Annotated in this window: 24 protein-coding genes and 1 pseudogene; 7 read left to right on the top strand and 18 right to left on the bottom strand. The window is 44.2% G+C overall.

Annotated features, from left to right (window positions below; translation table 11 throughout):
• Positions 1-6: 6 nt before the first annotated feature.
• The 7 genes from relA to comN form a co-directional block, all read right to left on the bottom strand.
• Positions 7-2,211 (bottom strand): GTP diphosphokinase, encoded by a 2,205-nt coding sequence (relA, locus tag MKY10_RS07845; RefSeq protein ID WP_003229747.1) that lies wholly within the window; start codon positions 2,209-2,211, stop codon positions 7-9.
• A 167-nt stretch (positions 2,212-2,378) separates the two neighbouring features.
• Complete coding sequence (locus tag MKY10_RS07840) at positions 2,379-2,891, bottom strand: adenine phosphoribosyltransferase (protein WP_003229745.1); 513 nt, start codon at positions 2,889-2,891, stop codon at positions 2,379-2,381.
• A 5-nt stretch (positions 2,892-2,896) separates the two neighbouring features.
• Positions 2,897-5,257, bottom strand: coding sequence for a single-stranded-DNA-specific exonuclease RecJ (gene recJ / locus MKY10_RS07835; protein ID WP_044052487.1), 2,361 nt, complete (start codon positions 5,255-5,257; stop codon positions 2,897-2,899).
• Between the two features lie 66 nt (positions 5,258-5,323).
• Positions 5,324-5,647 (bottom strand): lipopolysaccharide assembly LapA domain-containing protein, encoded by a 324-nt coding sequence (locus tag MKY10_RS07830; protein WP_003229740.1) that lies wholly within the window; start codon positions 5,645-5,647, stop codon positions 5,324-5,326.
• Positions 5,648-5,722: 75 nt separating this feature from the next.
• On the bottom strand, positions 5,723-6,220 hold the full coding sequence (locus tag MKY10_RS07825; protein ID WP_015251565.1) for a cation:proton antiporter regulatory subunit: 498 nt from the start codon (positions 6,218-6,220) through the stop codon (positions 5,723-5,725).
• Positions 6,221-6,377: 157 nt separating this feature from the next.
• The gene (gene secDF / locus MKY10_RS07820; protein ID WP_015251564.1) at positions 6,378-8,591 is read right to left on the bottom strand and encodes a protein translocase subunit SecDF; all 2,214 of its coding nucleotides are present in this window, start codon (positions 8,589-8,591) and stop codon (positions 6,378-6,380) included.
• Positions 8,592-8,629: 38 nt separating this feature from the next.
• Positions 8,630-8,926: a post-transcriptional regulator ComN gene (gene comN, locus MKY10_RS07815; RefSeq protein WP_003229735.1), complete on the bottom strand. Its 297-nt coding sequence runs from the start codon at positions 8,924-8,926 to the stop codon at positions 8,630-8,632.
• 115 nt (positions 8,927-9,041) lie between these two features.
• Between comN and spoVB the strand changes: the two genes are divergently transcribed.
• Complete coding sequence (gene spoVB / locus MKY10_RS07810; protein WP_015251562.1) at positions 9,042-10,598, top strand: stage V sporulation protein B; 1,557 nt, start codon at positions 9,042-9,044, stop codon at positions 10,596-10,598.
• 3 nt (positions 10,599-10,601) lie between these two features.
• Here spoVB and MKY10_RS07805 read toward each other — a convergent pair whose 3' ends face one another.
• On the bottom strand, positions 10,602-11,258 hold the full coding sequence (locus MKY10_RS07805; protein ID WP_015251561.1) for a DUF421 domain-containing protein: 657 nt from the start codon (positions 11,256-11,258) through the stop codon (positions 10,602-10,604).
• Between the two features lie 197 nt (positions 11,259-11,455).
• Between MKY10_RS07805 and MKY10_RS07800 the strand changes: the two genes are divergently transcribed.
• The gene (locus tag MKY10_RS07800; RefSeq protein ID WP_004398667.1) at positions 11,456-11,845 is read left to right on the top strand and encodes a TIGR04086 family membrane protein; all 390 of its coding nucleotides are present in this window, start codon (positions 11,456-11,458) and stop codon (positions 11,843-11,845) included.
• Between the two features lie 56 nt (positions 11,846-11,901).
• Here MKY10_RS07800 and yajC read toward each other — a convergent pair whose 3' ends face one another.
• The 9 genes from yajC to iolG all read right to left on the bottom strand — a co-directional run bounded on the left by yajC (position 11,902) and on the right by iolG (position 19,353).
• Complete coding sequence (gene yajC, locus MKY10_RS07795) at positions 11,902-12,168, bottom strand: preprotein translocase subunit YajC (protein WP_004398708.1); 267 nt, start codon at positions 12,166-12,168, stop codon at positions 11,902-11,904.
• Between the two features lie 36 nt (positions 12,169-12,204).
• Positions 12,205-13,350: a tRNA guanosine(34) transglycosylase Tgt gene (tgt, locus tag MKY10_RS07790; protein ID WP_003229725.1), complete on the bottom strand. Its 1,146-nt coding sequence runs from the start codon at positions 13,348-13,350 to the stop codon at positions 12,205-12,207.
• A gap of 26 nt (positions 13,351-13,376) precedes the next feature.
• Positions 13,377-14,405 (bottom strand): tRNA preQ1(34) S-adenosylmethionine ribosyltransferase-isomerase QueA, encoded by a 1,029-nt coding sequence (queA, locus tag MKY10_RS07785; protein WP_003229723.1) that lies wholly within the window; start codon positions 14,403-14,405, stop codon positions 13,377-13,379.
• A gap of 29 nt (positions 14,406-14,434) precedes the next feature.
• Positions 14,435-14,635: a DUF2905 domain-containing protein gene (locus MKY10_RS07780; protein WP_003222669.1), complete on the bottom strand. Its 201-nt coding sequence runs from the start codon at positions 14,633-14,635 to the stop codon at positions 14,435-14,437.
• Complete coding sequence (gene ruvB, locus MKY10_RS07775; protein ID WP_003229718.1) at positions 14,628-15,632, bottom strand: Holliday junction branch migration DNA helicase RuvB; 1,005 nt, start codon at positions 15,630-15,632, stop codon at positions 14,628-14,630. The genes MKY10_RS07780 and ruvB overlap by 8 nt, the downstream gene beginning before the upstream one ends.
• A 10-nt stretch (positions 15,633-15,642) precedes the next feature.
• On the bottom strand, positions 15,643-16,248 hold the full coding sequence (ruvA, locus tag MKY10_RS07770) for a Holliday junction branch migration protein RuvA (RefSeq protein WP_003229717.1): 606 nt from the start codon (positions 16,246-16,248) through the stop codon (positions 15,643-15,645).
• A gap of 138 nt (positions 16,249-16,386) precedes the next feature.
• Positions 16,387-16,899 carry a sporulation cell-cell signaling protein BofC gene (gene bofC / locus MKY10_RS07765; protein WP_003229715.1) on the bottom strand — a complete coding sequence of 171 codons (513 nt, stop codon included), beginning with the start codon at positions 16,897-16,899 and terminating at the stop codon, positions 16,387-16,389.
• A 47-nt stretch (positions 16,900-16,946) separates the two neighbouring features.
• On the bottom strand, positions 16,947-18,254 hold the full coding sequence (locus MKY10_RS07760; RefSeq protein WP_003246197.1) for an MFS transporter: 1,308 nt from the start codon (positions 18,252-18,254) through the stop codon (positions 16,947-16,949).
• A gap of 70 nt (positions 18,255-18,324) precedes the next feature.
• Positions 18,325-19,353 (bottom strand): inositol 2-dehydrogenase, encoded by a 1,029-nt coding sequence (iolG, locus tag MKY10_RS07755; protein ID WP_015251559.1) that lies wholly within the window; start codon positions 19,351-19,353, stop codon positions 18,325-18,327.
• Positions 19,354-19,590: 237 nt separating this feature from the next.
• Between iolG and MKY10_RS07750 the strand changes: the two genes are divergently transcribed.
• A complete protein-coding gene (locus MKY10_RS07750; protein ID WP_015251558.1) occupies positions 19,591-20,238 on the top strand; it encodes a phosphotransferase in 648 nt (215 codons plus the stop codon).
• Between the two features lie 45 nt (positions 20,239-20,283).
• Here the strand turns inward: MKY10_RS07750 and MKY10_RS07745 are convergent, their stop codons facing one another.
• Positions 20,284-20,406, bottom strand: a complete 123-nt coding sequence (locus tag MKY10_RS07745) for a hypothetical protein (RefSeq protein WP_003229707.1) — start codon at positions 20,404-20,406, stop codon at positions 20,284-20,286.
• 84 nt (positions 20,407-20,490) lie between these two features.
• Here MKY10_RS07745 and MKY10_RS07740 point away from each other — a divergent pair.
• The 4 genes and pseudogenes from MKY10_RS07740 to MKY10_RS07725 all read left to right on the top strand — a co-directional run.
• Positions 20,491-20,565 (top strand): annotated as a pseudogene (locus tag MKY10_RS07740) (hypothetical protein); the annotation flags it as partial.
• A 3-nt stretch (positions 20,566-20,568) separates the two neighbouring features.
• A complete protein-coding gene (locus MKY10_RS07735; protein ID WP_257724450.1) occupies positions 20,569-20,937 on the top strand; it encodes a DUF5412 domain-containing protein in 369 nt (122 codons plus the stop codon).
• Positions 20,938-20,943: 6 nt separating this feature from the next.
• Entirely contained in the window at positions 20,944-21,084 is a 141-nt protein-coding gene (locus tag MKY10_RS07730; RefSeq protein ID WP_004398683.1) for a hypothetical protein, read from the top strand.
• 163 nt (positions 21,085-21,247) lie between these two features.
• Positions 21,248-22,702 (top strand): alanine/glycine:cation symporter family protein, encoded by a 1,455-nt coding sequence (locus MKY10_RS07725; protein WP_044052486.1) that lies wholly within the window; start codon positions 21,248-21,250, stop codon positions 22,700-22,702.
• The last annotated feature ends 10 nt before the right edge of the window (positions 22,703-22,712 follow it).

Genomic DNA, 22,712 nt, shown 5'->3' with positions numbered 1-22,712 from the left:
ACCCCTTTAGTTCATGACGCGGCGCACAGAGTAGATATCTCTAATCTGTTTAATACGCTCGACGACTTTGTGCAAGTGATTGATATTCTGTATGAAAATCGCCATATGGATGGTTGCCACTTTATTGCGATCCGATTTGCCAGAGACAGATGAAATATTTGTTTTCGTTTCATTCACTGCCTGGAGCACCTCGTTCAGCAATCCGCGGCGGTCATACCCAAGAATCTCTATCTCAACATTGTATTCCTTGCGCTTTTGAACTTGTGACTCATGCTCCCACTCTACCGGGATCAGCCGCTCTTGGGCTTCATTCGTTTTGACATTCGGACAGTCTTCGCGATGGACCGAAACCCCTCTGCCTTTTGTGATAAAGCCGACAATATCATCACCTGGCACAGGATTGCAGCATTTTGATAAACGGACAAGGAGGTTGTCAATGCCCTTGACACGAACGCCAGCTTCCCGTTTTCTTCCTTGCGGGTATGGCTTAGGTTCCCCAGTGACTTCCTGAACGATCTTTTCCTGTTCTTCCTGATCGCGCTGCTTTCTCTCTTTTTCTGTTAGGCGGTTCGCCACCTGCAGAGCTGTGATGCCGTTGTAACCGACCGCCGCGTACATATCCTCTTCATTTGAGAAATTAAATTTGTCAGCAACCTTTTGAATATTCTCCGGCGTTAAAACATCCTTCAATTCAAAATCCAAGTTTTTAATTTCTTTTTCGACCAGCTCACGGCCTTTTTCGACATTTTCTTCACGCCGCTGTTTCTTAAAGAATTGACGGATTTTATGCTTCGCTTGGGATGTTTGGGCAAGCTTCACCCAATCCTGGCTCGGACCGTAGGAATGCTTAGAGGTGAGAATTTCAACGATATCACCTGTCCGAAGCTTATGGTCAAGCGTAACCATTTTTCCGTTTACTTTGGCACCGATTGTTTTATTGCCGATTTCAGAGTGAATCCGGTAAGAAAAGTCAATCGGAACAGAACCGGACGGAAGCTCGATTACATCTCCTTTTGGCGTAAAGACATACACCATGTCAGAGAACAAATCAATTTTGAGCGATTCCATAAATTCTTCTGCATCTGTCGATTCATTTTGAAATTCTAAAATTTCACGGAACCAAGAAAGCTTTTTCTCAAAGGTTGCACCTTCATTGGCTGCTTTCCCTTCTTTATAAGCCCAGTGAGCCGCAACCCCGTATTCCGCTATTTCATGCATTTCAAAGGTGCGGATCTGCACTTCAAGCGGATCGCCTTTAGGCCCTATAACCGTTGTATGAAGCGATTGATACATATTCGGCTTCGGCATTGCGATATAATCTTTGAATCTGCCTGGCATCGGTTTCCAGCATGTGTGAATGATGCCAAGCACCGCGTAGCAGTCCTTTATGCTATTCACAAGAATACGGACAGCCAACAAATCGTAAATTTCATTGAATTGCTTATTTTGCAGCACCATTTTTCGATAAATGCTGTAAATATGTTTCGGGCGTCCCGAGAAGTCAGCCTTGATATTTACTTCTTCGACACGTTTCTTCACTTCATTGACAACCTCATCGACATAAAGCTCTCGTTCTGCACGTTTCTTCTTCATGAGGTTGACAATTCTGTAATATTGCTGAGGGTTCAAATAACGGAGCGCCGTATCTTCCAATTCCCACTTAATTTTTGAAATCCCGAGACGATGCGCCAAAGGAGCAAAAATTTCCAGCGTTTCATTGGAGATTCTCCGCTGTTTTTCCTGAGGCAGATGTTTCAGTGTCCGCATATTGTGAAGACGATCCGCCAGCTTGATCAATATGACCCTGATATCTTGAGCCATAGCGACAAACATTTTGCGATGATTTTCCGCCTGCTGTTCCTCTTGAGATTTATATTTAATTTTGCCGAGTTTCGTTACGCCGTCTACAAGCATTGCCACTTCTTCGGAAAATGCTTCTTTCAGGTCATCGAGCGTCACATCTGTATCTTCCACGACATCGTGCAAAAATCCGCCCGCGATTGTGGAAGGGTCCATTTCAAGATCAACGAGTATCCCCGCAACCTGAATCGGATGAATAATATATGGCTCGCCCGATTTGCGGTATTGCTCGCGATGAGCATCTTCAGCGTACAGATATGCTTTTTCGACAAATGCGATATGCTCATCAGATAGATAGCTGCGCGCTTTATCTATAACTTGCTCGGCAGTCAATACTTGTTCGTTCGCCATGGAATCACCTTTTTTAAAATGTAAACTGTATTGTAGTTTATTATCAAGAAAAAAACGAAAGATGTAAAGAGCAGAAGTTCAAATAGCCAAATATTATATAAAATAAATGCAAAACAATAGGAAAAAAGCACCCTGACATGGAGTGCTTTTTCGTTATGCGGTTATCCTTAGTATTTCATCAATGTTAAGATGTCGTAATCTTCGAGCTTATTTCTGCCGTCAAGGTAAGAAAGCTCGATTAAGAAAGCGATACCAGCAACAACGCCGCCAAGTTCTTCAACAAGTTTGATTGTCGCTTCAATTGTGCCGCCTGTCGCAAGCAGGTCATCTGTAATAAGCACACGCTGACCAGGCTTAATCGCATCTTTGTGGATCGTTAATACGTCTTTTCCGTATTCCAAGCCATAATCCACTTTGATTACTTCACGAGGCAACTTGCCTTCTTTGCGGACCGGCGCAAAACCTACGCCAAGCGCGTAAGCAACGGGACAGCCGATAATAAAGCCGCGCGCTTCAGGGCCAACGACCAAATCAATTTGCTTTTCTTTCGCATATTCAACAATTTGATCTGTGGCATAGCGGTATACATCGCCTTTATCCATCAGTGTCGTAATATCTTTAAATTGCACGCCCTCTTTCGGGTAATCCGGTACAATTGTTACGTATTGTTTTAAATCCATCTGTTTTATGTCCTCCTCGTACTTTCATAAGCCTCTGAATCTTGTTTCATCAGCTTATTCAGCCATTCCTTCAGCTCTTCAGCAGAAGAATAATTCAGCTTTTGATCCAGTTCCATCAGCTGCTGTTTCGCCTGATATGTTTGTGAGTCTGTTAAGTCGCGTTTCTTTGCTCCGCTCACAACAGACAGCACACCATTCTCTATTTTAACAAAACCGAGATCAAAAAACACCTTTGTCATGAAATTGATTGTTTCAACGGACCAGCCTTTATGTTTTGCAAGCTCTGAACCGTGTTTTTTCACGTCAAAAGCGCCTCTTTTCAGCAAGAACGCATAATACCATTTAAAGTGGTCTCTTGCGGGAAAAGTTGATAAAAAGTGGTCCTCATGATTGAGAAAAATAAAATATATCCGCTCGGGCGCCTTTCCTTCCAGCAAACGTGCGAGCATGTCCAGCGAAGGCGGCGGATCCAGTAATACAATATATGCACCATCGAGGTCAAACGCCTTTGCTTGATCTTTAGAACTGATGACGTGCACTTCTCGGCGAAGGCCTTCAGTTTGAAGCAGTGTTGTTGAGTCTTCTTTGAAAGAGACAATGGCCCGTTTAGCAGATGGAAGGGCGGAAACTGTGTCTTCCCACGTCCGTTTTCCCCTTAAATCAAACAGCTGCCATTCAGAAACAGCGGCATCCTTTATCATAAGCTGCGGCTTTTTTCGATTGTTCCATTCGTTGATTGACATCTCACCGACAATAGAAATTCTTGAACCCGGTACGATGCCTTCTTCAAGCTCGCCTTTATTAAAACCGACGCAATCAAGCTGGGACGACTCGTTTCTGATCGTCATTTTGACATGAGTTTTATTTGCCCCTATCTTGCGGACATCTTCCAGTACTGCGTTTTCTACGAGAACATGCGGTTTCGGGTTCAGCATGCCAAAAGGAGACAGCATGTTCATTTCTGCGATGCTTTCAACTGTAATGTCTTCGACGCCGCAGGCAAGGTCGACTTCCTGTACGGGAATAAAATCCTCTTCCGTAAGCGTATTGTCCGCTATTTCATTCAGCCTGCTTCGCAAATCCGGCACATCTTCGGCTTTCAGCGTCATCCCCGCAGCCATTGGATGGCCGCCGAAATGAGGAAGAATATCTCTGCATTCAGAAAGGCTCTCAAATAAATTAAATCCTCTGATGCTTCGGGCCGAACCTTTAGCGATTCCCTTTTCTTCATCAATGCCAAGAACAATGGCCGGTCGGTAGAAACGGTCCACAAGCTTTGAAGCCACAATCCCGACGACTCCCGGGTTCCATCCGGCTTTGGCCACGACAATTGCAGTTTGATCGAGCCCTTGCTGTTCAACCATTTCAATCGCTTCATCCGTCATTTTGCTGACCATTTTTTGGCGCTCTTTGTTCAGCTGGTCAATTTCTGCGGCAAGCTCTTCCGCTTCAAACGAATCCTCTGACATAAGCAAATGAACAGCGGGATCTGCCTGTTCGATTCTTCCGACGGCATTCAGCCTTGGTGCGAGCTGAAATCCGACAGTTTCTTCGTTCGCTTCTCCGATGTCTCCGCCTGACAGCTTAATCAGCTTTTTTAAGCCGAGCCGATTTGTCCGTCGAAGCCTTTCAAGTCCTAGTGTTGCAATTAATCTGTTTTCGTCATGCAGCGGGACTAGATCGGCAATGGTGCCGATAGCCGCCAGGTCAAGCAGTTCATCAGGAAGTTCACCCAATAAAGCGTGGGCAAGCTTAAACGCGACTCCAACCCCGGCAAGCTCTTTAAACGGGTAAGTGCAGCCAGGCTGCTTCGGGTGGACGATCGCATGGACATCCGGAAGCTCCGGTCCCGGTTCATGATGATCGGTAATGATGACATCCAGTCCGAGTTCCTTTGCCACCTTCGCTTCATGCACAGCGGCAATTCCTGTATCAACCGTAATGATCAAAGAGAAGCCCCGTTCTTTAATCGAACGAAACGCCTGTTCATTAGGTCCATATCCTTCTTTAAAACGGTCAGGTATATAAAAATCAACTTGAGCCGACAGTTTTTGCAGCGTGTGAAGCATCACTGACGTACTTGTAACCCCATCGGCGTCATAATCGCCATATATCATAATCTTTTCTTGTTGTGAAATCGCCTGTTTTATTCGATCTGCCGCTTCTTTCATGCCTTTCATTTCAAAAGGATCATAAAAATCGGCATCCTTTGTATGTAAAAACAGCCTAGCGCTTTCTGCCGTATCAAAGCCTCTTTTTACAAGCAGGGACGCAACAAGAGGTGTTATATGCAATTGTTCTGTGAGTGATTTGACCTTATCCTGATCTGGTCGCTGGATTTCCCATCGCATTTTTGACGCTAACATAAATTCACCCCTCAACCACCCTATTATACTAGAGCAGGCTGAGGGGTTTCAAATAATATTCGAAAACTAGTCTTTTTTCTCAATCATGGCTGATGCATCCTGTGTGTCAGTCTGATCAGCAAGATGAGTATCCTCTTGTTTATGTATTGCTGTTCTATTTTCTTTCCGCAAGGTTTTTATTTCCCGCTTCAATTTCATTACCTGAAAAATGCCGACAGAAAATACGATCAGCGCTCCCATTAAAACTGAGCCCAAAATAACAAGAATGAGCGGCCATTCTGATCTTCCAAACAGGTAATCAACTTCTACGGATCGAACATTAATGACTGCGAAAATAGCGACAATTAAGGTGAAAATAAGTGCGAAAATAATGGTCCATTGTTTATTCATTCTCTTTTCCCCCAAACTTCTTATTGAGGTAACTTTCCCCATCAAGACTGGTTTTAAACATGGCTTAACACTGGGTTAAGATCCCTTCGCTGTTAATTTTTCCCGGATCAGCCTCTTCAGTCCGGTTCCCTCACCGGAAATCACAAGTGTATCGCCTTCGTCAATGACTGTTTCAGAGCTCGGATTCAGTTGTTTATCCTGATTCTTTTTAACAATTGCAATGACCGTCACATGATATTCCTGACCCACATTCAAATCACCAATCGTCTGATGAATGGCAGGCGCTCCCGCCTCTGCTTTACACCACTCTATAATCAAATCATCAAGGGCTGACTCGACCTGTTCTAATGCTTTCGGTTTATATGCCATTCCGCCAAGAATTGCAGACATTTGCCTTGCTTCAGCGTCATCAAACTGCACGGAGGCAACACATTCCTCATGGTCGTTTTGGTCAAAATAGTAAAGCTCTCTCCGTCCGTCATGATGAATGATAATTGAAATTTTATCACGGTTTCTAGTAATCATTTCAACTTTTTGTCCTATGCCCGGCAGCTCTGATTCGCGAACCCTCATATATAAACCCTCCTACATATCTGAAAACCAGTCATAAACACTTTTAACACCATATATATGTTTAAATGTAAGCGTATGTCATTATAGCAAATGTCTATTTTAAGTTCAATGAAACTTCAAAAAACAGGCTGCCCTGCAGAGGACAGCCTGATATTTTTTATTGCGCCGAATCTTTTTTCAGTTCTCTTCCTTTCCATGCAAGCCAAATTTGTGCGGCAATGTATAGAGAAGAATAAACGCCTGTTAACAGCCCGACCAATAAAGCAATTGAGAAGTTAGTAATAGAAGATGCTCCAAAGATCAGCAATGTCACAACAACAATCACAACAGTTAATACAGTGTTAATTGAACGTGTAAAGGTTTGCTGCAGGCTCAGGTTTACTATATGGTTCAGATCGGCAAATGTTTTCGGCTTACGCTTTTTCATATGCTCGCGGACCCTGTCAAATGTAACGATTGTATCGTTAATGGAATACCCGATTATCGTCAAGATGGCCGCGATGAACGTAACATCTACCTCAAGCCTTGTAATACTGAAGAACGTGACGATAAAGAATGCGTCATATAGCAATGAAGCAATGGCAGCAATCGCCATTTTGTATTCGAATCGGATTGAAACGTAAATAATGATGCCAATAGAAGCTATAGCAACTGCGTACAGCGCATTTCTTGCCAGCTCCTTACCGACTGTCGGTGAAACTGTGCTGACATTTGGCTCTGATCCGTATTTGTCTTTAAAATACGTTTTTACTTTTGCTATGGTTTCTTTATCTGGCACCCCGACAAAACGGGCAACACCGATATTGCTCTTTTCGCCTGACAGAACTACAGTATCAGGGTCCATACCCAGAGATTCAAAGTCCTTCTCAACTTGCTCTGTCGTCAGCTTATGGTCGCTTTGCACTTCAATCCGTGCACCGCTTGCAAAGTCAATGCCAAGATTCAGCCTGAACACAAGCAGGATAATAATCCCGGCAACCGTGACCGCACTGGAGAAAATAAAGAAGTATTTGCGTTTGCTCGTGAAATCCCATTTTTGGAATGGCGTATGCGGCTCTGTATTTTCATCCGTATCCTGAATATCCATGATATGTTTCTTATTGACACCAAACCAGCCTTTTTTCCGATCAAGCCATCTGCTTTCCACAAGGAGAGCGAGGAGAAATCTCGATAAGAAAACGGCAGTGATAAAGCTTGTCAAAATCGATAGGATCAGCATTGTCGCAAACCCTTTAACAGAGCTTGTCCCAAAGATAAAGAGCACAACCGCTGCAATAATGGTTGTAATATTCGCATCAAAAATCGTCGCAAATGACCGTCTGTTTCCTGAACGGAAGGCAGAGCGGACTGACTTTCCTAGCTTGAGCTCTTCTTTAATCCGCTCATAGGTAATAATGTTGGCGTCAACAGCCATCCCGACACCTAAAATGAGAGCGGCAATTCCCGGAAGCGTGAGTACGGCATTCATCCAGTCAAAGATCTGGAGTGTAATGTAGATATAAACAGACAGCGTAATCACCGCGATTAATCCCGGCAGACGGTAATAGAAAAGCATAAATAAGAAAATAATTGCGATACCGACAATACCGGCAAACACCGTATCATGGAGAGCCTGCTGGCCGAATTGCGCGCCTACTGATGTCGAATACTTTTCAGTCAGTTTCACAGGAAGTGCGCCTGCGTTTAAAATGCTGGCTAAATCTTTCGCTTCTTGAGCTGTGAAATGACCTTCAATTTTTACATCAGTTGTATTTAGTTCCTGACTTACATTTGGAGCGGATACAAATTTAGGATGCTCTTTTTGAACTTCTTTCTTAAAGGAATCACCTTTATCATAATCCAACCAAATGACAAGCTGGTTGTTTGGCGCCATTTTCATGACCTTCTTGGTCACTTCACCAAATTTATCAGCGTCTTTCAGCTTAATCGTGACAATTGGCTCATTTGTTGTGCTATCATAAGTTTGTTTAGCGCCGTTTTCGACTAGATCAGCACCGTTTAACAGTTCCTTATCATTTGCATCTCTGAAAGAAAGCTGCGCTTCAGTCGCCAAAATTTCACGCGCTCTGTTTTGGTTTGTCACACCAGCGAGCTGAACGCGAATCCGGTTATTCCCTTCAATTTGGATGTTCGGTTCGCTGACACCGAGAACATTGGCCCGGCGGTTCAATGCCTCTACTGTGCTGACCAGAACGTCTTTTGTGATTTTGTCACCTTTTTTTACAGGCTGTACATCATACAGCACCTCAAATCCGCCTTGCAAATCCAATCCTAACGTAATATTGTTAGCGGCAGGCTTCGTAAAGTAGCCCAAGCCCGTGCCGATCAATAGAACGAAAAGGAAAAACGCAATCAAGCGTCCTTTTTTCATTATGTATATCCTCCCTTAAACCTGTGCGAATCAACCTGCTATCTCAGCAGTTCTTCCAATGCTTCCTGGCCCTCTTCACTGCCCAGCCAATTAGACGTTTTAAATGACTCAACGGTTGCATAGTTCATAAATTCGCCAATTTTCACTGATAAAATATCACTCGCCAGTTCATAAATGTTCAGTTCCGTTTTCTTTTTCCACTTCTTATCTGTTAAGTATGACCACAAACTTTCGAGTTCAACATCATCATACCCGAGAATCTTAAACTCTTCCAGTTTGCTGTAAAGAAACGGCCTGACGTGGTCTTTATATAGATCGGCTGGATGCTTCTCCACGAATTCCACGCTCCTTTTTTATTGTTTTTCAAGAAGACTTGTCATGCTTGGACGATATATACGCATATCTTTATTGTATATGATTCCAGGTAGTTTGAGAAGGCAGGGGGTAAAAATGGCGAAACAGACGTTTTTAAAGGGCACTCTTATCCTTATCGCAGCAGGAATGGTTACAAGAATGCTCGGGTTTGTCAACCGGGTGGTTATCGCCCGTTTTATCGGTGAAGAAGGAGTCGGGCTTTACATGATGGCGGCGCCTACCTTCTTCTTGGCCACTACATTAACTCAATTCGGTCTGCCGGTCGCGATCAGTAAGCTAGTCGCTGAAGCCAGTGCGCGCGGAGATCATCAAAAAACGAAAAATATTTTAGTCATGTCTCTGACCATCACGGGAGTGCTCAGCCTCATCTTTACACCGCTGTTTCTGTTTTTCGCCCCGGTTATGGCTGAAACGATGCTGACAGATAAGCGAACACTGTATCCGCTCTTGGCCATTACGCCGGTTGTGCCGATTATTGCTATATCGAGTGTGCTGAGGGGATACTTTCAAGGAAAACAGAATATGAACCCGCTTGCTATGTCACAAGTCCTTGAACAGGTCGTCCGCATTTCACTCGTGGCTGTCTGCACAACGATTTTTCTCCCTTACGGAATTGAATATGCTGCAGCGGGGGCAATGCTATCCTCAGTGGCAGGGGAGCTGGCATCACTTCTTTATTTATTCGTTTGCTTTAAGTATAAAAAGACAATTAAAATCAGAAAGCATTTTTTCCAGTCAATTAAAAACGGAAAACAAACCTTTACCCAATTAATGAGCGTGTCCCTTCCAACGACCGGGAGCCGCTTTATCGGAAACCTCTCTTGGTTTTTCGAGCCAATCGTCGTCGCTCAAAGCCTTGCCATCGCCGGTGTGGCAACAGTTGCCGCAACAAAGCAATACGGGGAACTGACCGGCTTTGCCATGACGCTGCTGACTCTGCCCAGCTTTATTACATATTCTTTGTCGACCGCGCTTGTTCCTGCGATCAGTGAAGGAATGGAGCAGAAAAAATTGCAGGTGGTGGAATACCGCTTGGAACAGGCGATGCGTCTCTGTCTGCTCAGCGGAGGCATTTCAGTTGTTATTTTATTTGTATTTGCAGATGAGCTGATGAGAGTGATGTACGGTTCCTCAGGCGCAGCTGTATTTATAAAAGTAATGGCCCCATTTTTTCTGCTTTATTATTTCCAAGGCCCGCTTCAAGCTGTGCTGCAGGCGCTTAATTTGGCTGGAGCTGCGATGATGAACAGCTTAATCGGAGCGCTTGTCAAAACAGGCCTTATTTTTGTCCTTGCCACAAGGCCTTCTCTTGGCATTATGGGCGCGGCATTAGCCATTGTGACAGGCATGGTGCTCGTCACGCTATTGCACGCAGCAACCGTAAGCAAAGTGCTGCCGATCAGCATCAAAATCAAGGAGTATGCGCTCAGCTTCGCTGTTATTGTAATTTGCGGATTTATCAGCTCCGCCATCAAACAATATATAAGCTTTGGAGCATCTGAGGCTGTCAATCTAGCCGGATGGATTGCGGTGAGCGCCGCCATTTATATAATCCTCCTACTCGTTTTCCGTTTAATTAAAAAAGATGAGCTTCGCCGCATTCCCATTATCGGACGTCTAATCGTCCGATAACGGTTACGGGCGGTGCCCATCTTTTTCATCAATAAATAATTCTCCGTCTGTAAACGAGCAAAAAGAAATATCTGAAGGGTTTGTGTATCCGTGTTTTTGCAAACTTTCGAGCAGCCATTTTTTATCTTTACTGATTCTGGACAGGTTTTCTGTTTGAATGAAGCCGTCTATAATGAGCGGCATTTCGAGCTGCCGATGCTCTCCGCTATTTTCTTTCTTTACAATAGTCAGTTTGCCCGACGGCTCTAAAATGGCAAATGATACGTCAGCTACTCTGTCGACGCTATTTTCTCTGAGCTGAACCATTAAATCATCAAAATTATAACGCTGTGATTTCATGGCTTCTTCGTCAATTTTTCCATATTTGATAATTATGGTCGGCTTACCGTCAAGAAGCTGGCGGACTTTTCGGTTTTTTAAAGAAAAGTATGCCAAAGTCACTTGAATGATCATTAATACAAGCATTGGCAAAATGGTATGAAATAGATGATCGTCTACGTTTTCTATGGCTAAAACGGCAATTTCAGCCATCATGATAAAAACAACTAGATCTAAAATACTAAGCTCTCCGATCTCCCGTTTGCCCATGAAACGAAAAATGACCAATATCACAAAATACAATACGACTGTGCGAAACGCAATAGTGAGAAGCTCTTCCATTATGCACCTCCAACTCATTATAGGTTGCAACAAAATGATCAATTTATGTAAGAAAAACCGATTGCATTTCACAAAGCTTTTACGTCTAATTCATGGGATAAGGGAATACATTTTTACAAAGACGAGCCATCAGCATGTCTGACGGTTTTGAACAAAAAGAACAGAAGCCTTTTAATACAGGCAGAGAGGAGACAATCATGGAGGAAACGAAACAAGTTGGAAAAGGCATTCTTTACGGCTTAATCGCCATATTTTCAGCCATGCTCCTGACAAGTTTAGCGGTTTCACTTTTATTGACCGCAACCTCGCTGGAAGAATCATCATTTAACTGGCTGATCACCGCTATCTCATTTCTCTCTTTATTTATTGGCGGATTCATTTCAGGCGGGAAAGGCAAGGAAAGAGGCTGGATGATTGGCGCATTGACCGCCTTAAGTTTTTCTCTGATTATCTTATTGTTTCAGTATTTAGGATTCGGAAAGACATTTACAGCAGAACAGCTGATCTTCCATCTGGGATTTTTAGGGGTGTGCATGCTGGGCGGGATTTTCGGCGTGAACATGAGGGGAAACAGGTCTTCCACATAAAAAAGAGCGGGCTCACTTGCCCGCTCTTTTTTGTTTGCTATGTATAGCTCCTGCTGTTATTCAGCAGCAGAAACTTCTCTGATCGCGCGGCGGTCGAACGTAAGACGTGTGTTATCACCAGTCTTAATTACGACTTTGCTTTCGTCGATAGAGTCAACAGTACCGTGCAATCCCCCGATTGTCACTACTGAATCGCCTTTTTTCAGTTCCTCTTGCATTTGGCGTACAGCCTTTTGCTGCTTTTGCTGAGGACGAATCAGCAAGAAGTAAAGGACCGCAAACATTAAAATAATAGGAACCAATGTACCTAAAGTGCCAGTCATCATTTTCACCCCTTTCTGTAAGCCTGTTATGTTTATTTAGAAGCTTTTCGCATTTGGCTTGTTATAGCCGTAACGCTCAAAGAACTCTTCTCTGAAATCACCCAGACGATCCTCGCGAATAGCCTGTCTTACCTGCTCCATTAAGTGTAACAGAAAATGAAGGTTATGGTAAGTTGTTAATCGAAGGCCGAATGTTTCATTGCAGCGAATCAAGTGCCTAATGTACGCGCGAGTGTAGTTTTTACATGTATAGCAATCACACTCTTCATCAATCGGACGGAAGTCTCTTTCAAATTTCGCATTTTTCATATTGAGTCGTCCTTCAGCAGTAAACACTGTGCCGTTTCTTGCAATCCGTGTAGGCAGCACACAGTCAAACATATCGACCCCGCGGATCGCTCCGTCGATCAGTGCGTCCGGAGAACCTACTCCCATCAGATATCTCGGTTTATCCTTCGGCAAGAGCGGTGTTGTGAATTCGAGTACACGGTTCATGACATCCTTCGGTTCACCTACAGACAATCCGCCTATAGCATATCCCGGAAAATCAAGCGAAATCAAGTCCTTCGCACTTTGTGTCCGCAGATCTTCATATTCTCCGCCTTGTACAATACCAAACAGCCCTTGTTCATCCTGACGATTGTGGGCATTCAGGCAGCGTTCCGCCCAGCGGCTTGTCCGTTCAACTGACCTCTTCATGTAGTCGTACTCCGCCGGGTATGGCGGGCATTCGTCAAACGCCATCATAATATCAGAGCCGAGTGCGTTTTGGATCTCCATCGCTTTTTCCGGAGATAAAAACAGCTTGTCTCCATTTAGATGATTGCGGAAATGGACACCCTCTTCCTCTATATTACGAAACTTGCTTAAAGAAAAGACCTGAAAACCGCCTGAATCTGTTAAAATTGCGCGGTCCCAGTTCATAAATTTATGGAGCCCGCCCGCTTCTTTGACAATGTCTTGGCCCGGACGAAGCCATAGATGATAAGTGTTGCTCAAAATGATGCCTGCATCCATTGCTTTCAGCTCTTCAGGCGACATTGTTTTGACTGTCGCCAGTGTGCCGACCGGCATAAAAACCGGCGTTTCGAAGGAGCCGTGAGGCGTATGCACTTTGCCCAGCCGCGCTCCTGTTTGTTTGCATTCTTTTATAAATTCATAGCGTATTGGTTGTTCAGCCACTTTTGATGAGGCCTCCTGTTCTCAAATTATATAATCAGCATCGCGTCTCCGAAGCTGAAGAAACGGTATTCCTCTTCCACTGCATGGTTATAGGCACGCAGAATGTTTTCTCTTCCAGCAAGCGCGCTGACCAGCATAATCAATGACGATTTCGGCAAATGGAAGTTTGTAATCATTCCGTCAATGGCTTTAAATTCATAGCCCGGATAAATAAAAATAGATGTCCAGCCGCTTGATGCTTTAAATTGCCCGTCATGTTCTCCGGCAATCGTCTCAAGCGTGCGTGTCGAGGTCGTGCCGACAGAAATGATCCGACCGCCATTTTCTCTTACTTTGTTTAAGGCTGCAGCCGTTTCTTCTGACATTTGATAAAACTCTGCATGCATATTATGCTCTTCCACTTCATCGGCACTCACAGGGCGAAACGTTCCAAGGCCTACGTGCAGTGTGATGAACTCAATTTGCACGCCTTTGTCTTTCAGCTGCTGTAAGATTTCTTCCGTGAAGTGAAGGCCAGCTGTAGGCGCAGCAGCAGAGCCAATTTCTTTTGAATACACTGTCTGGTAGCGCTCTTTGTCATCAAGCTGTTCTTTGATATATGGAGGGAGCGGCATCTCTCCAAGGGATTCAAGCACCTCGTAGAAAATACCGTCATATTGAAATTCCATCTTTCTGCCGCCGTGCTCAAGCTCTTCCGTGCAGATTGCCTTCAATCTTCCGTCTCCAAATGTGACAACAGTTCCTTTTTTCACCCGTTTCGCCGGTTTGGCAAGTGTTTCCCATTTATCACCGGTTTCCTGTTTCAACAAAAGAAGTTCCACTTTCGCGCCGGTATCCTCTTTTGTGCCGAATAACCGCGCAGGCAGTACCCGGGTATTGTTCAGGACTAGACAATCGCCTTCGTTAAAGAAGCTGATAATGTGTTTAAACGAGCTGTCAGTAAGCTCTCCTGTATGTTTATCGAGCACCATCAGCCTTGAAGCATCACGCTGCTCCAACGGTACTTGTGCAATTAAACGTTCTGGTAGTTCAAAATCAAATAAATCGACTTTCATGATGATTTCACCTTTATTCTAGTCTTTTGTTATTTCATTCTGCCAAAAAGATTAAGCAAAATTGATAATACCACACTTATAATAATACAAGTGACAACCGGGAAGAAAAACGTAACATTTCCTTTTTTTACAAAAATATCTCCCGGCATCTTGCCGACAAAATGCAAAACTGCTCCGATAATAAGCAAAACAGCACCAAGAATCATAATGATCTTAGGAAATTCAGTCATATCGGGGAGCCTCCATTTGGAAATGATGATAAACGGCCGGTGTCACGATCCTTCCACGCGGCGTTCTTTGTATAAATCCAATTTGCAGCAGATATGGTTCATATACGTCTTCAATCGTATGCGATTCCTCGCCGATGGTAGCTGAAATCGTATCAAGGCCTACTGGGCCGCCGTTGAATTTTTCGATCATGCCCATCAGCAGCTTATGATCAATATGATCCAAACCGAGGCGGTCAACCTGAAGCCGCTCCAGCGCATTCTGAGAAATGTCTTCCGTAATCCTGCTGTCACCCAGCACTTGGGCGAAATCGCGCACCCTTCTCAGCAGGCGGTTCGCCACGCGGGGCGTCCCTCTCGATCTTCTTGCAATTTCAAGAGCCGACGGTTTATCAATCTCAACCTCGAATACATCAGCGGTTCTTGTGACAATATCCGCCAGTTCTTCTTGTGTATAGTACTCAAGGCGAGACATTACGCCGAATCTGTCTCTTAAAGGAGCCGTCAAAAGCCCCACCCTCGTCGTGGCTCCCACCAGCGTAAAAGGCGGAAGGTCGAGGCGAACCGAGCGGGCAGATGGGCCTTTGCCAATCACAATGTCCAGGCAAAAGTCTTCCATTGCAGGATAAAGCACCTCTTCGATCGATCTGTGCAGCCTATGTATTTCATCAATAAATAATACATCTCCCGGTTCCAGCGCCGTTAATATAGCAGCCAAATCACCAGGCCTTTCAATCGCAGGCCCTGATGTCGTCCGCAATTCCACTCCCATTTCATTAGCAACAATCGAAGCAAGCGTTGTTTTTCCGAGTCCGGGCGGCCCGTACAGAAGAACATGATCCAGCGTCTCCTGTCTCATTTTCGCCGCATCTATAAACACGCGCAAATTTTCTTTTACCTTATGCTGCCCGATATACTGTGCCAGATTTTGCGGCCTCAGGCTTTGCTCTATCACTGATTCATGGTTGTCTGCTTCACTTGAGACGAGCCGTTCATCCATGAACATCACCTTACTTTAATAGTTTTTGTAATGCTTTTTTCACATATTGGTCTGTTGTCAGCCCAATTTCTTCTTTAAGGTGAGGAAGCACCTTTTTGATTTCTTTTTCAGCATATCCGAGAACCCTGAGGGCTTCAAGTGCTTCTTCAAGAGCCGTTTCCGCTGTTTGCTTTTCAAGCCTTTCTTCATGATTAAACAGATTTTCAATCATTTCAGGCACAACATCTGCCAGCTTTCCTTTTAAATCTAGAATAATCTGGCGTGCGGTTTTCTTTCCTACTCCAGGAAACTTGACCAAAAAAGCTTCATCTTCATTTTCAATTGCTTGGATGACCGCTCCGGGATCACCCGAGCCCAAGATGGCAAGTGCTCCTTTCGGGCCAATTCCGGTCACGTTTAACAGCTTTGTAAAGAGCGCCTTCTCCTCTCTTGTTGAAAAACCATAAAGCGAAAAAGCATCCTCTCTGATATGATGGTATGTAAAAATCGTTTCTTGGCTTCTCTCCTTATATATAAACGGATTCGGCGTGAAAATCTGATAGCCGATGCCGCCGTTCTCTATGACAATATATTGGGGAGATACATAATCAATCGTCCCTTTAACAAATTCAATCACGCAAATTCACCTCTTTGACTGTTCTTCATTGTACCATAAAAACAGCCAAAGTCTTATAGAAAAGTTAACATATGTTCGCTTCTCTCTCATTCTTTCACGAAAAAAAAGACATGAATACATGTCTTCAATCAGCGGACGCTACCCGCTGTATGTCTTCATATGTTCGATGACATCCTCAAACTCGGCTTTTGTCCGAAATGGAATGCCTTTCAGCAGATTTTTTTGCATATGGCTTTCCAGCCTTTCTAAATCAATTTGAAAAAAAGACTGAATTGGTTCGGAAGCTGGCTCAGGCCGCCCATGAAAAGTGGAAATCACTCCATTATCCGATACACCGATATACCCGTTGACCTTGCTGAGCGGAGAAATATCGTCCATTTGCTTCCGGAAGAGCACATATCCCTTTTTTTGTTCCACTAGCGTCCATCCGGCATAAGCTGCCCAAAAATCATCCATAGAAAACACTTTTTCATGCTTATGCTCAATGCTGACATCGCCGTCCAAATACACCTTTTCAAGCTGCACATGCACCTGCAGCGGCTCATAGTGCTCCACTTCCGCGCCAAGTGCGCGGGAAGGAGCTCCTATTAAAAATACTGCCGCTGAGCAAAGAATGCCCAGCAAAAGATACGCCGTGCTGAATCGTTTCACCCTCTACACCTCTTTGCACACGTTTAAGATTAGTTTGACCAAAGAGGCTACTGCTTAACCGTTTTATCAAAATTTGTCTGCACATTTTCCCTGACAAACCGTTCCTCCGTATACACATCTGTGCTTTGCTCAGAAATTGTCAAGAATCGCGTCAGAAAGGCACTGAAAAAATACAATGCCGCAAAGATCCAAATCACGCCGCCTGCACCGAGCGGCCCAATGAAAAGACTCACGATGCCCGGCGCGATAAACGCACATAAACCAGATCCCAAATTCAACACTGACATGGCAGCACCTTTATTATCAGGTGCAAGCGTCGGCAAAAGCGCGCTTAATGGGACGTACCCTGCTAAAGCCGCGCCGTAGCAGCAGGCGATAATCATGAGCACCCAATACTGATGCCCGATCAGCTGAGGCGTGTAATACAGCGCCAGCGTAAAAATACCGCATCCGACACCGCCAAACCACATGACCGTATTGCGCCAGCCTAGTTTATCTCCGACTGCACCGAAAATGATATTAAACACAATATTCACAAAAAACAGCGTCCCCCATATTTGCAGCCATTCCGAAACCGAATACCCGTATCGTGCTAAATAAGTAGGAAGAAAGATGGCAAATCCAAATTGTCCTATCGCATTAATCGTCTTGACCACTCCGCCGATGCCTACCTTAGGGTTTTCAAACATAATCGTAAATGCCTTCGACAATTCTTTCCATTTCGGCTGATCTTGTTTTTGTATCGGAGTAAATTTATCTTTGTTAAAAAATAAGGCAAGAATTCCGCCTGCCGCCACAAACAGTAAAGCGCTCCAAAGCGTATTGATTTCTCCAAAGGCCGGAACTGCATAGCTGGAATAGAACGGGCCGAGCACGTTAAGGCCGCACGTAAACATAAACCAAAACCAGCCGACGGCTTTGCCGAGAATATTTTGAGAGGTGCTGTATGACACCCATACGAGAAAAGAGTATGCAAACAGCGGATATCCCAAGCCTCTAAGAGCATAGCTGCCCAAGAGAGCCGGATAATACATATGAGGAATCGCCCAGCCGATAAAAGCGGCCGAACCGAGGATAAATGCAAGCAATCCGACAGTCATCGTTTTTCTCGGCCCCCAAGTTTGGACAAACGTTCCTGAAAGCCAAGCTGAGATGGTGACAGCAATGCCGTACATGGTAAATAACGATGCGGATTGCTGCATACTGAGACCATGATCAACGAGAAAAGGAGACAGCCAGCCTTGTTCGAGGCCGTCTCCAACCATAAAGATGACAACGCCAATATAACCCCAAACCATGTGAGAAGGAATTCCGATTTTGTTCAAAACATTTCCTTTAGCATGTACTGTATTCATTTTCTCCACCGCCTACTTAAAGTATCAATGGAGTATATACCCAAGCTTGCTGAATTGTAATCCTGTTAGATTAAAAAGCGATTTTTTCAGTGTGCTCAATGCTGACAGGCATGCCAAAAGCAAGCGATTGCTGTGCTGCTCTGGCGATCCTTCCGGCCTGTAAACCGTCATTGCCGGTGCAGGGAGTCTCCTGGTTTGTGCCGATCGCTTCTGCAAAACGGAGAATCTCCTCCTCATATGAATCCTTATAGCGTTCAAGGAAAAAGAAATGCGGTTTATCCTTCATCACAAAATCAGCTGTTGACACCTCAACCGTTGTCGGCCTGCTATTATCAGCCGCTGCAGAGCCTTTCGTCCCGAAAACCTCAACCCGCTGGTCATATCCGTACACAGCTTGGCGGCTGTTATCAATCACAGCCATGGCACCGTTTTCAAAAGTCAGTGTAATAACAGCTGTATCAATATCACCCAGCTCCGCAAAAGAAGGATTCACCAAAGCCGCCCCTTTGGCATACACTTCCGTCACTTCGCTTCCCATAATATATCTGGCCATATCAAAATCATGGATCGACATATCCATAAACAATCCGCCTGACGTACGGACATAATCTATATTCGGGGGTTCTGGGTCCCGGGACGTGATTTTTAATAAATGAGGTGTACCGATTTCACCATTTTCAACAATCGTTTTGATTTTCTTAAAATGAGGATCAAAGCGGCGGTTAAATCCGACTTGAAGTGTTACACCGTGTTTCCGGACAGCCGCAAGCGCTTCACTCGTTTCGTCCAGAGAGAAACTAACGGGCTTCTCACAAAATATATGCTTTTTCGCCTCGGCTGCTTCTTTGATCATCTGTGCATGTACGGCTGTAGGAGAGCAAATAAAAATAGCATCAATATCAGGATCATGTAATAAATCACGATAATCAGAGGTTATGTATTCAATCTGATGACTGTCGGCCCAGCTTTTTATACGGCTTGCCTGAATGTCAGAGACTGCTTTTATTTTCATGTGAGGAATCCGGCTTATATTTTGAACATGAAGTTTGCCGATGCGGCCTGCACCGATAATCCCTGTCACAATCTGTTTTGTTGTCATAGCTTCTTCCCCCTTGATCATTCACGAAAGCGCTTTATTTAAAATTAATACTATCCCATTTGTAAGCGCTTTTCAAGAATGGAAATTAAACGTTCTATGTCTCTTTTATCACAATTCATGCTTATAAGTAGCCTTCTTCTTCAAGACCAGATACACTAGAATTAGGCTCTTTTTCCTGAACAGTTTATGATTTTCCTATAAACAGCTGCATAAAATAGAGCAAAGAAGGTGAATGAAATGCTGACAAAAGCAGAGGCACTGGCCCATTCCGTCATATACCGCAAGAACAGCAGATTTGATAAAGTCAAAGAGAAATCCGAGGAATTAACACTAATCGGCAAGGGAAGAAGCGCCTATGTGTTTGCCTTAACAGAAGGCGGTCGAAAAATGGCGCTGAAAGTATTTTTTCCGGAATATCAAGCGACAGCAGTCAAAGAAGCAGCGATCTATGAAAAATTAGCCGGGTCCGCATTCTATCCTGACATTTACGAAACTGGCGATTCATTTATTCTCATGGAATATATTAAAGGTGAAACCTTTTATAACTGTCTGAAGAAAGGCATTGCAATCAGTGATGACATGATTCAGCAGGTTGAAGAAGCGCTTTCTGACGCCCGGGCAGCCGGACTGAACCCGTCAGATATTCATTTGCGGAATCTGATATTGACAGAAACCGGGACGGTGCGGGTGATTGATGTTGCGAGATTTGAGCAGACAAAAACATGCACGCAGTGGGACGACTTAAAATCCGCATATCATGCACTCTACAAAAAACCGATATTCCCCAAAAAGATTCCGGGTTTTTGGCTGGAGATCATCGCATTTTTATATAAGAAAGATTGGTTTCAAAAGCATTTCACACAGCGGAAAAGAAAATATTCTTAAATCAAAAAGGCAGCCGCACAAGCGGCTGCCTTTATCATGTATTTTTTACTTTCTGACGGCAGAAATCAGTTTCATTTGTTCAGGCGACAGCTTAATTCGATAGCCTCTCACAGTTAAGTAGACCGCTTCTGGGTCCTTCTCGCCGGAATGACAATACGTTTTTTCCATTTCTGTCTCCCCTCACCCTTTATTGGCTTTATTTCATCTTATCATTGCTTTATTAAGGTAATTTTAAAGAAATGTAAAGATCATATGAATCCGATATATAGTAAAATGAGAGAAAAAAAGGGAGAGAGTCACATTAAGACACGCAGCAACATCCCGCTTATTATGTTTGCCCTGCTGGTCTTCTTCGGCGGCGCCATCTATTGGATGTTATTTTCACTAAAAAGCGTTCCGAAAGGCAATCTCGTCCAATCGGTTGAATCGCCGGACGGCAGCTATACGTTAAACACTTATGTATCCGAAAACACCTTGAGCTTAGATGCAGCCAGAGGTGAACTTGTAAATGAAAAAACACTTGTCAAGAGAACAATCTACTGGAATTATCCTGACAGCCGCCCAGCAGTGACGTGGATCAATCACAATACAGTGAAAATCGGCAATCAGACTTTACATCTTGATACTGATGAAACATATGATTGGCGAAAAGATGATCATTGGATCCGTGAAGAACCGCCGCAGGCGTCAGCGAGGTGATGAAACATGAATAAGATGAACGGAACAAATGATGAAAAGCATTTCAATCATTTTGTGATTGCTTTATCTTTTATATACGGTTTGACTGAACTAGGCTATTTGTTGCTGAAGGATTTTATAACAATTGCCATAAGTTTGCCTCTGTAGAAAAACGCAGCGTAGTCGATACGCCGCGTTTTTTCTTTTTCCCTTCCTCTTCTTATTGATAATTACAGGTCATATAATGTGACAAATCGATTGTAGAAATAGTTCGATTAGACCAAAATCCTTTTTATACATGTATTCGAATTTGAAGTGAGGGGGAAGCTTGATGGCAGATTTTGTTGCTAGTTTGAATGCGGTCTTATGGAGTACGCCCGTCATTTATATTTTATTGGGAATTGGATTCGCCTTTTCAATTATGACCCGTTTTTTACAAGTCCGACATTTAAAAGAAATGATTGTTCAGATGTTCAAAGGCAAGAGCTCTGAAGCCGGCGTTTCATCTTTCCAAGCGTTATCGATTGCGCTGTCCGGCCGTGTGGGCACAGGAAACATCGCGGGAGTGGCGACAGCAATTGCATTCGGCGGACCCGGTGCGGTGTTCTGGATGTGGGCGATTGCCTTTATCGGGGCGGCGAGTGCCTTTGTAGAATCAACACTTGCTCAAATTTACAAAGTAAAACAAGACGGTCAATATCGGGGCGGCCCTGCTTATTATATAGAAAAAGGCTTAGGCATTAAGTGGTTTGCCGTCTTATTTGCCGCTGCTGCCCTTATTGCAATGGCCTTTCTAATGCCAGGCGTACAGTCCAACTCCATTGCGGCTGGGATCCAAAATGCATTCGGCATCTCTCCTTTCGTCACAGGGTGCGGTCTGGTTTTATTATTAGGGTTTATTATTTTTGGCGGCGTCAAACGAATTGCCAGTGCGGCGCAAATGATTGTTCCATTTATGGCCATTGGATATATCCTGCTGTCTTTGATTATTATTGTCATGAATGTGTCTGAATTACCTGCTGTGCTCTCATTAATATTCAAAAGCGCCTTTGCATTGGATTCCGCTTTTGGCGGCTTGATCGGCATGGCGATTTCCTGGGGCGTTAAACGTGGCATTTACTCAAACGAAGCCGGCCAGGGAACAGGCCCGCATCCGGCAGCCGCTGCAGAGGTTTCTCATCCGGTCAAGCAGGGACTGGTTCAGGCATTTTCTGTTTATATTGACACCTTGTTTGTATGTTCCGCTACAGCTTTCATGATCTTGTTTACCGGCATGTACAATACCACGGCTGCAGATGGTTCCTTTATCGTTCACCAGCTTAAAGGCGTAGAAGCAGGACCTGGTTTCACACAAGCGGCAATTGACAGTGTTCTTCCCGGATTCGGTGCAGGCTTTGTTGCCATCGCTTTATTCTTCTTCGCTTTTACAACAATTATGGCGTATTACTACATCGCAGAAACAAATATCGCCTATTTAGCACGAGGCAGAGAAAGCAAATGGGCAATGCTTGGCTTAAAACTGATTATTTTAGCCGCCACATTCTATGGTACTGTGAAAACAGCTTCACTTGCTTGGGCATTAGGGGATGCAGGGCTTGGCATTATGGTATGGCTGAACGTCATTGCCATTGTGCTGCTTGCCAAACCGGCGCTTCTTGCTTTAAAGGATTATGAGCGCCAAAAGAAGCAGGGCTTAGACCCGGTCTTTGATCCAAAAGCGCTGGGTATCAAAAACGCTGATTTCTGGGAGAAAGAATACACTCATGATAGTGAACGTGTCTCCTGAACATACTAAA

The organism is Bacillus sp. FSL P4-0290, assembly GCF_037975435.1.
GTDB classification, from domain to species: Bacteria; Bacillota; Bacilli; order Bacillales; family Bacillaceae; genus Bacillus; species Bacillus subtilis.
Note: the sequence above shows the minus strand (reverse complement) of the source record. Positions and strands in the feature narration are given on the sequence as shown.